Here is an 8,881-nt window from a genome sequence, read left to right as displayed (position 1 = left end):
ACCGGTTCTCGTACACGGTGCGCTCGCTCAGGGACTTCCACTCCGACATGCTCAAAGCCTTTCAGCGGGATCCATCCCACCACGCCGACTACAGAGTGATACACAGGGCGTCATCAGTCCGCTCCACAACCGCCATTGTGGTACGGCTACGCGGCCTGATCGACGCCGAGTGCGCGTCCACGGCTGCTAGATGACGGCCTGGCACCCACCGTGTGGATTGCCGCAATGGGAAGGTTGCAGTCCCGCCTGCGAGTGACTGTTGTCTGGGCCGCGTGCCGGACCGTGTCTGCTTCTGCCTCGGTGGAAGGCTTCTCACGCATTCGGGGTAAGCACAGTACGCCGGACTTATCCATCGGCGCGTACTTGGAACTCGACCTCTGGCGGTGGCTGTGAACCCGTTCGAATCCAGTTTGGGTGATCGACTCGCAGAGTTGCGCCACCGACGGGGTATGACCCAGGAACAGCTCGCCGAACGCGCGGACCTGTCCGTGGACGTAGTACGCAAGCTGGAGCAGGGTCGGCGCAAAACCGCTCGCCTATCCAGTATCAACGCCTTGGCTCGTGCGCTGGACACTGAGCCCAGTTACCTCGTCGGTCAGCCGAGCACCTTTGAGACATCCAGTGAGACAGCGAACGGGCTGCCCTCGGTGTTGGCTCTGCGTCAGGCCGTGTCCCCCGTGGATGAGTTGCTTGGAGGAGAGCCGGACCCCGAAGATCCGCCCAGCATCCAAGACCTACAGGCCGCTTTGCGATCGACGGAACGTATCCGCCGTGAAGGACGTATGGGGGAAATCGGCGTATTGCTGCCCCAGCTTGTGCGGGACGCGCGCGCCGCCGCTCACGCTTACACCGGTCGCGATAGGGCAGCGGCCCACTCGGTTCTCACCGTCGCTTACCAGGTCGCAGCCACCACGCTGACCGCGCTCGGCAAAGAGGACGCCGCGTTCACCGCCATGGAACGGGCCATGGCTGCCATACAGCTGAGCGACGACCCCAATCTCGAAACTCTGTCCGCGTCGACGCTGGCCTGGGTGTTTACCAAGCAGGGGAGACTTGACGACGCCGAACGGATCGCTCTCGCACGCGCCGACCAGATCGAGCCCGGTTTCCGCTCCGATCCCGAGGACCTCGCCCTTTGGGGGATTCTTCTGCTCCGTGCCGCGACGGCTGCCGCCCGGCAGGAGAGACACGGCACGGTCCAGGATCTGCTCAGGAGGGCCAAGGGCGCGGCGCATGCCATGGGCCGGGACCTCACGATTTACGCCACCCCCTTCGGTCCGACGAACACGGGCATCGCTGAGGTCAATTTCCTGGTGGAGATGGAAAAGTCGCCCGAAGCGGTCCGAGCGGCCCGCGCCGTGACGAACCTCGGTGCGCTGCCGGCAACATGGCGGGCCCGTTTCCATGTCGATCGCGCTCTCGCATACACCGACCTCGGCAAGGACCGCATGGCCGAGCGTGCGCTCCTGCGGGCGGAGGAGGACGCGCCTGAGTGGATGCGCTACCACTCCACGACTCGCCGCTTGATCGCCGACCTGCGGGAGCGGGCCCCGCGTCGCGATGCGTTGGTGCTAGGTCTCGCTGACCGACTCGGCCTGATGAAGTAGGACACAACGCCCCACCTGATCACCAAAGCATGACAGCACATCACTGGAAGGTGACTCAGCGCGCCTCTAGCGTGCCCATCGAAAGAGCGGCGGTGGCCGGGAACTTCGGTCGCCGCCGCTTCCACAGGCACCTTGGAGTCGCGATGACGACCACTACGGACAGCGCGATCGGGCAGTGGCTCGCTGAATCGCTCGACGCACCCCAGGCGGTGTGGGAGGACTGGCGTAGCGGCCCGTACACGATGCTGCCCACCGGGGTCCGGCTGGACGCGGTCCGTATCCCGGCCGAGCTGGTGCACGCCGCCGCTGACAGCGCGATCCACGCGACCGTCGCCGAACACCTGACTGCCGTCCTCGACGGTCCGGTCATCTGTGACCCGGCGCGCTGGTACTACGCGCTCGTGCCCCCGCAGACCTCTGAGACGTGGGCTTCCGGTCTCGCCCGCTGCCTCAGCCGGGGAGCCTGGCTCGGCGTGCCCCGCACCGACCTCACCGAGCACGCTCCTCTGCATTGGTGCGTCCCCATGGAATACCCGGCCCGCCTATGCGACCCCGGTGTGGTGGCCGCGTTGATCGAACGCGGCCACGAACAGCTCACCCCCGAGCACACGGAATTCCGACGGCCCCGGTGACCCAGGCATACAAGTCGCCCGAGTGCCGCCTGGACGAATGCGACCTATGTCGGGGCCCCGGCGAGATACGCCTCCAGGGCCAGAGCCCTGCCGAGCCGCCCGTGTTCACGCTTCGCTGCACACACGGCTGCCACACCCAGGCCCCCGCCCAGCCCGGCGGGAACGGCCCGTCCCGGTCGACCCCGACCGGGACGGGCTGAACCACACGACCCCTGCCGGAGACCTCGATGGACCCCTACGACCGCGCCCTCGGAGCCGCTCTCACAGCGCTCGCGCTACTCGGTCTCACCGGTCCCGCGCTCGCCCTCCGCGACCGGCTTGAGCAGGTCACCACAGTCACGGTCCCCGACGTCCCGGGGCCCGCTGAGCGCGCCGCCTCAGACGACGAGTCGTCTCACTGACCTCTGTTCCGCCCCCAAAGCCAGCTTTCCGCAAGGAGTTCTGATGATTGCTGCCGTCTTACCGCCCACGTCCACGCTTGGGTTCGCCTGGCTGGAGGTCACCGGGTTCTGCAGCCTCGAATGCACGCACTGCTATGCCGACTCCAGCCCCAAGGGCACTCACGGCACCATGACCTCTGGCGACTGGAAGTCCGCGATCGACCAGCTCGCCGACTTGGGCACCGAGAGCATCCAGTTCATCGGCGGGGAGCCCTGCCTCTACCCCCATCTCGCGGAACTGATCGCCCATGCCCGGGGCCGGCGCATCGGAGTGGAGGTCTACAGCAACCTCACCCATGTGAGTGATTCCCTCTGGACCTGCTTCACCGAGCACAGGGTCGATCTCGCCACCTCGTACTACTCGGACCAGGCCGCCGAACACGACACCGTCACCGCCCGCCGGGGCTCCCACACCCGCACCCGCGCCAACTTCGCCCGGTACGTACGGCAGGGCGCGCGAGCAAGGTAGGCCCTCCGCTTCCGCTGTGTCTTTCCGGAGAGCCCCAGGAGTGCGGGCGCGGCGGCCGGCAACACGCTCTCGCCTGGGCCGCCGCGCTGAAGGCGTTCTCTCAGCACATCATCGAGACCAACGCGGCCACCCCGGCGGAGGTCTCGTACTACTCGGGCCAGGTGTACCAGCGCAGACTCGTCCACCTGCGAACCGAGACGGCACGCGTCACGAAGTGACCCCCGAGACCGCCCCGGCCTGCCCGCGCCCCCTGTCGCAGACAGGTCGGGCTGCCCCAGGGGCGCTCTGCGACCCCACCGTCGTCGCTGCTCTGATCGAACGCGGCCACGAACGGCTCATGCCGCCCGCCGTACGGGAGTTCCGCCGGACCTCGTGATGGCCTCTGATTCCCGCTGAGCCAGGGGCGGTTGCATATGTGGTCGGATAAGCCGCATGACGACGATCTATCTGTTCGGAAGCGCGGCACCGCCGGTATTCGAGGTCGATACCGTGATCCGTGATCTTCAGTCGCGCGGGGTCGACGTATGCCTCGGGTTGACGCCGACAGCGGCGGACTGGCTGCGTGAGGATCTCCCGGTGCTGGAGGAGATGACCGGGTACCCGGTGCGCTCACGGTATAAGCGTCCGGGTCGGCCGGATGTGTGGCCGAAGGCTGACGTGATTCTCTTCGCCCCGGTGACCGCGAACAGTCTGAGTGCGTGGGCGCTCTGCCTCACCGCGAACTTCGTCGTCGGGGTGGTCGCGGAGGGCATCGGAAAGGGGATCCCCACGGTGGCGATGCCCTGCGTCAACGCGGCCTACTCCGCCCACCCGCAGATCGACCGGTCGGTCCAGACTCTTCGTGCGGCAGGAGTCACAGTGCTCTACGGCCCCGGCGGGTTCGAGCCGAATCAGCCGGGCGAGCGGCGTCCGTACCCATGGCAGATGGCCGTGGACGCGGCACTGGCTGAACGACCCCAGGCTTAACCATCGGATCCATGCCGAGCCGTCCCCGGCCTGAAGGAACGACCGGGACACTGATCCTCGGGACACCCCCGCTCGCGCGGGGACCACTCGGTGAAGCTGCGACCCAGACCATCCGCCACCGGGACACCCCCGCTCGCGCGGGGACCACGTCGGCAGTGATCGTGAACCCCTCCCCGGGCACGGGACACCCCCGCTCGCGCGGGGACCACACTTCCTGAGCTGTGACGTTAGAGAGCCTTTGCCGTTTCCTGACCATAGGCCGTCGCCACATCTCCATAGTGTCAGAGGCAGGGCTGCCAAGGGCCCGGGGCGGCCCGATCGGGCCGCCCTTGAGCGATGGGCGGGAGTGGAGAGGGGATGCCTAGATATCCCGGAAGATCTCGATCTGCGCCCCCACCGAGTTCAGCCGCTCCGCGAGCTCCTCGTAACCCCGGTTGATGACGTACACATTGCGGAGCACGGAGGTCCCCTCCGCCGCCATCATCGCCAGGAGCACCACCACGGCGGGGCGTAGTGCGGGCGGGCACATCATCTCGGCGGCGCGCCAGCGGGTGGGGCCCTCGACCAGGACGCGGTGGGGGTCCAGGAGCTGGAGTCGGCCGCCGAGGCGGTTGAGGTCCGTGAGGTAGATGGCGCGGTTGTCGTAGACCCAGTCGTGGATCAGGGTCTGGCCCTGGGCGACGGCTGCGATCGCCGCGAAGAACGGGACGTTGTCGATGTTCAGCCCGGGGAACGGCATCGGGTGGATCTTGTCGATGGGGGCCTCCAGCTTGGAGGGGCGCACCGTCAGATCCACCAGGCGGGTGCGGCCGTTGTCCGCCGTGTACTCCGCGGAGCGGTCGTGGTCGAGGCCCATCTCCTCCAGTACCGCGAGCTCGATCTCCAGGAACTCGATCGGCACCCGGCGGATCGTCAGCTCCGACTCCGTGACCACCGCGGCGGCCAGCAGGCTCATCGCCTCCACCGGGTCCTCGGAGGGGGAGTAGTCCACGTCCACGTCGATCGTCGGCACTCCGTGCACGGTCAGCGTGGTCGTGCCGACGCCCTCCACCCGTACGCCCAGCGCCTCCAGGAAGAAGCACAGATCCTGGACCATGTAGTTGGACGACGCGTTGCGGATCACCGTCACGCCCTCGTGGCGGGCCGCCGCCAGCAGGGCGTTCTCGGTCACGGTGTCGCCGCGCTCGGTCAGGACGATCGGCCGGTCCGGGGCCGTGGACCGCTCCACCTCCGCGTGGTAGAGCCCTTCCGTCGCGGTGATGTCCAGCCCGAAGCGGCGGAGCGCGATCATATGGGGCTCGATGGTGCGGGTGCCCAGATCGCAGCCGCCCGCGTACGGCAGTTTGAAGGACTCCATCCGGTGCAGCAGCGGGCCGAGGAACATGATGATCGACCGGGTCCGGCGCGCGGCGTCGGCGTCGATCGCGTCCATGTTCAGCTCTGCGGGCGGCACGATCTCCAGGTCGACGCCCTCGTTGATCCAGCGGGTGCGCACCCCGATGGAGTTGAGCACCTCCAGCAGACGGAAGACCTCTTCGATCCGCGCCACCCGGCGCAGCACCGTACGGCCCTTGTTGAGCAGCGAGCCGCAGAGCAGCGCCACGCAGGCGTTCTTGCTCGTCTTGACGTCGATCGCGCCGGAGAGGCGGCGTCCGCCGACCACGCGCAGATGCATGGGTCCGGCGTATCCCAGGGAGACGATCTCGCTGTCGAGCGCCTCACCGATACGCGCGATCATCTCAAGGCTGATGTTCTGGTTGCCGCGTTCAATGCGATTGACCGCGCTCTGGCTGGTACTGAGCGCCTCCGCCAGCTGCGTCTGTGTCCAGCCACGATGCTGCCGCGCGTCACGAATGAGCTTGCCGATACGTACGAGGTAGTCGTCTGCCATGCGCTTGAGGCTATCTCAGATATGAGATGAGCCGCGCGTTGGGGGTGGCGTATGGGTGAGATCCCTCCGAGGCTCCTCCGCCGACCGGGGCCGCCCTCTGACGATCCGTCCGGACGGCCCGCCGGTCAAGCGGACTGCGGCCATCCGGGTGTTGAGGTCCCCATCCGGGCCGTCCCGGGGTCCCGCCGGACCCCGGGATCCCGGGAGCGGGGGGACCGGCGGGCCGGGGTCGGTCCGCCAGTCCGGAGGTCACCTGGTGAGCACTCCGTCGAACCGGGCCCAGTCGTACATCTGGTGCACGGCCTGGCCGAGGATCGGAATGCTGATGTGCTCGAACACGTCCTCGATCAGATCGATGTCGCCGGTGTTGACGAACAGCGGACCGGTGATGTTGATCAGGCCGCCCGAGCGGGTCTCCTGCTCCTGGGCGTGCGCGGTGCCGCCCGAGAGGGCCAGGGCCACCCCGGTCGCCACCGATACCGCCAGGACCGCACTGCGTACACGACGCTTCATTCGCTCTCCATCTCCGGGAATCTCGGAAGGTGACGTATCAGCCCAGCGCCAACTCACCTATGAGATAGGGGAGTTGATGAGGATCGCCGTGGGGGGCTGAAGTGGTGATCAGATTGCCATCGGGTCAAGGCCAAGTAAAGTGCCTGGTGAGAAGCTGATGATCATCGGCCGATTCTCGACCGTGACGCCCGGCGGGCCGCCCTTTCGGGAGGGGGTGACGTCGATGGGGAACGGGTTGTTCCGCTGCGGCGGCAGACCGGGGGCGGGCATCGCCCTGCTCCGGATGGCTGAAAGCAGTTCATCGAAAATTCATGAAGGCGGAACGGGCGGCGGGCCCTCCGGGAATCGGATCGAGCTGGCCGCCTATCGCGAAGCCGTCGTTCTCACTCGCCTGTTCGCCTCACCGTGCCGGCGAAACCACTCACGGCTGCCGACCGAGGTCGCACGACGCCTCGGCCTCGATCCCCGGGTCCGAAGGCGCAGAGGGTCTGCCTTCTACCGGGTCTTCTGCACGTGAGTGGTGTCGGTGTCGAGGAGGGCGCCGTCCGCGCCGGTCGGCGCGATTTCCGGCACCGGGGCGCCGTGCTGGTCGACCAGGGTGGAGTGGGTCTCGCCGGGGGCGAAGGCGTGGCGTTCTCCCCACTGCCGCAGGGTGAGGATGACCGGGAAGAGGTCGCGGCCGACATCGGTGAGCACGTATTCCTGGCGGCGGCCCGATGGTGCGGTGCGCTGGGCGAGGACCCCGTGAGCGATGAGCTTGCGGAGGCGGTCGGTGAGGATGTTGCGGGCGATGCCGGTGCGTCGCTGGAACTCGGTGAACGATCGCGCCCCGTCCATCGCGTCGCGGACGACGAGAAGGCTCCACCTGTCGCCGACGAGGTCGAGCGTGCGGGCGACGGGGCAGTCCGGGTCGGTCCAGTCGGGGCTCGGGGCGCGCAGGGTGGTGCGCGACATGACGCCTCCCAATGAGTTGCGGATTGAAACTATTATGCCGTACGGTCAATATGGTTTCAATTTGCTACTGATTGAGGGTTGGGGTGCGATGGACGCCTGGCGGCGGTTGCTGCTCGCGGTGGTGTGTGGTGTCGCTGTGGCGAGCATCTATACCGCGCAGCCGATTCTGGAGCCGATGGGACGCGATCTCGGTGTGTCGGCGGAACTCACCGGGTGGATCGTCGCGACCGGCCAGTTCGGCTATCTGGCGGGGCTGGTGCTGCTGGTGCCGCTCGGCGATGTGGTGGTCGACCGGCGCCGGCTCATCGCCGTGCACCTGGCGATCACCGCAGTGGGCATGGTCCTGACGGCCTCGGCGTCAGCCGCATGGGTGGCGTTCGCGGGGCTCGCGGCGGCCGGGGTGTTCGCGGTCGTCGTGCAGACCACGGTGGCCTACGCCGCGTCGGTCTCGCCGCCTGCTGAACGCGGACGGAACATCGGTGTCGTGACCTCGGGCGTCGTGGTCGGCATCCTGGGCGCGCGGATCGTCGCCGGCGCACTCGCCGAGGTGTGGGGCTGGCGGAGCGTCTATGCCGTGCTCGCGGTGGTGTCACTCGGGCTCGCGGCCCTCGTCCTCGTCGTACTGCCGTCAGAGGAGCGCCCCAACCGGCCTGGGGGGTACAGGCGGGCCGTCGTCTCACTCGGCGGACTGTTCGGGCGGCGCGTCAACCTGACGCGCGGGCTCATCGCGTTCTTCTTGTTCGCATCGTTCGGAACCCTGTGGAGCGGACTGTCCCTGCCGCTGGCGGACACGCCGTGGCAGCTGAGCGAGAGCCAGATCGGACTGTTCGGCATCGCCGGACTCGCCGGTGCGCTCGGCGCGGCACGCGCGGGACGGTGGGCGGATGCGGGACGGGCGGCCCCGGTCACCGGTCTCGCGCTCACCCTGCTCATCCTCTCGTGGGCGGCGATCGCACAGCTGCCGTGGTCCCTGTGGCTTCTCATCGTCGGAATCGTGGTTCTCGACTTCGCGGTCCAGGCCGTGCAGGTGAGCAACCAGCACCTGCTCACCGCCGCGCATCCGGATCACATCAGCAGCGCCATCGGCGGCTACATGGTCTTCTACTCGCTCGGCTCCGCCCTCGGCGCAGCCGCGACCACCGCCGTCCTCGCCGCCCACGGCTGGGTGGGCTCCAGTCTCCTCGGGGCCGGATTCGCGGCCTGCGCGCTGGCCGTCTGGGCGACCGACAGGCGACTGCCTCGCGATAGCGCGAACCTCCGATCCGAGAAAGCGGGCGCGCGCCAGGCGCGGGAGGAAATACAAGGGACTGACCAAGCCGGACAAGTGATGAACAGCCCCAGAGATCCTTGAGTGCTCCCTGGTCTCTGTACCCCCAGGACCTGGGCCTTCTTCCCGGATCTATGGTGCG

Annotated in this window: 9 protein-coding genes; 6 read left to right on the top strand and 3 right to left on the bottom strand. The window is 67.9% G+C overall.

What is annotated here, in order from left to right:
* Window positions 1-383 precede the first annotated feature (383 nt).
* The 5 genes from FF041_RS19745 (at window position 384) to FF041_RS19725 (ending at window position 4,114) form a co-directional block, all read left to right on the top strand.
* Window positions 384-1,607, top strand: a complete 1,224-nt coding sequence (locus FF041_RS19745; RefSeq protein ID WP_323392200.1) for a helix-turn-helix domain-containing protein — start codon at window positions 384-386, stop codon at window positions 1,605-1,607.
* A gap of 143 nt (window positions 1,608-1,750) precedes the next feature.
* On the top strand, window positions 1,751-2,239 hold the full coding sequence (locus tag FF041_RS19740) for a hypothetical protein (RefSeq protein ID WP_153524023.1): 489 nt from the start codon (window positions 1,751-1,753) through the stop codon (window positions 2,237-2,239).
* A gap of 227 nt (window positions 2,240-2,466) precedes the next feature.
* Window positions 2,467-2,640: a hypothetical protein gene (locus tag FF041_RS19735; protein ID WP_153524022.1), complete on the top strand. Its 174-nt coding sequence runs from the start codon at window positions 2,467-2,469 to the stop codon at window positions 2,638-2,640.
* A gap of 43 nt (window positions 2,641-2,683) precedes the next feature.
* Window positions 2,684-3,148 carry a radical SAM protein gene (locus FF041_RS19730; protein ID WP_153524021.1) on the top strand — a complete coding sequence of 155 codons (465 nt, stop codon included), beginning with the start codon at window positions 2,684-2,686 and terminating at the stop codon, window positions 3,146-3,148.
* Window positions 3,149-3,580: 432 nt separating this feature from the next.
* Window positions 3,581-4,114, top strand: a complete 534-nt coding sequence (locus tag FF041_RS19725) for a flavoprotein (protein ID WP_153524020.1) — start codon at window positions 3,581-3,583, stop codon at window positions 4,112-4,114.
* Window positions 4,115-4,475: 361 nt separating this feature from the next.
* Here FF041_RS19725 and FF041_RS19720 read toward each other — a convergent pair whose 3' ends face one another.
* The 3 genes from FF041_RS19720 to FF041_RS19710 form a co-directional block, all read right to left on the bottom strand.
* On the bottom strand, window positions 4,476-6,005 hold the full coding sequence (locus tag FF041_RS19720; RefSeq protein ID WP_153524019.1) for a helix-turn-helix domain-containing protein: 1,530 nt from the start codon (window positions 6,003-6,005) through the stop codon (window positions 4,476-4,478).
* Window positions 6,006-6,254: 249 nt separating this feature from the next.
* Entirely contained in the window at window positions 6,255-6,518 is a 264-nt protein-coding gene (locus FF041_RS19715; RefSeq protein ID WP_153487421.1) for a hypothetical protein, read from the bottom strand.
* Between the two features lie 495 nt (window positions 6,519-7,013).
* Entirely contained in the window at window positions 7,014-7,472 is a 459-nt protein-coding gene (locus FF041_RS19710; RefSeq protein WP_153487424.1) for a winged helix-turn-helix transcriptional regulator, read from the bottom strand.
* An 88-nt stretch (window positions 7,473-7,560) separates the two neighbouring features.
* Here FF041_RS19710 and FF041_RS19705 point away from each other — a divergent pair, with 88 nt between their 5' ends.
* The gene (locus FF041_RS19705; RefSeq protein WP_153524039.1) at window positions 7,561-8,823 is read left to right on the top strand and encodes an MFS transporter; all 1,263 of its coding nucleotides are present in this window, start codon (window positions 7,561-7,563) and stop codon (window positions 8,821-8,823) included.
* Window positions 8,824-8,881: the final 58 nt, after the last annotated feature.

The sequence above is a fragment of the Streptomyces jumonjinensis genome, assembly GCF_009600885.1.
In the GTDB taxonomy this organism is placed as follows: Bacteria; Actinomycetota; Actinomycetes; order Streptomycetales; family Streptomycetaceae; genus Streptomyces; species Streptomyces jumonjinensis.
This window is presented reverse-complemented; position numbering and strand designations above follow the sequence as displayed.

Bases quoted from the DNA above. Each gene is read 5' to 3' on its own strand.
- FF041_RS19740 (WP_153524023.1), top strand. From the start codon at position 1,751: ATGACGACCACTACGGACAGCGCGATCGGGCAGTGGCTCGCTGAATCG.
- FF041_RS19735 (WP_153524022.1), top strand. From the start codon at position 2,467: ATGGACCCCTACGACCGCGCCCTCGGAGCCGCTCTCACAGCGCTCGCG.
- FF041_RS19730 (WP_153524021.1), top strand. From the start codon at position 2,684: ATGATTGCTGCCGTCTTACCGCCCACGTCCACGCTTGGGTTCGCCTGG.
- FF041_RS19725 (WP_153524020.1), top strand. From the start codon at position 3,581: ATGACGACGATCTATCTGTTCGGAAGCGCGGCACCGCCGGTATTCGAG.
- FF041_RS19720 (WP_153524019.1), bottom strand. From the start codon at position 6,005: ATGGCAGACGACTACCTCGTACGTATCGGCAAGCTCATTCGTGACGCG.
- FF041_RS19715 (WP_153487421.1), bottom strand. From the start codon at position 6,518: ATGAAGCGTCGTGTACGCAGTGCGGTCCTGGCGGTATCGGTGGCGACC.
- FF041_RS19710 (WP_153487424.1), bottom strand. From the start codon at position 7,472: ATGTCGCGCACCACCCTGCGCGCCCCGAGCCCCGACTGGACCGACCCG.
- FF041_RS19705 (WP_153524039.1), top strand. From the start codon at position 7,561: ATGGACGCCTGGCGGCGGTTGCTGCTCGCGGTGGTGTGTGGTGTCGCT.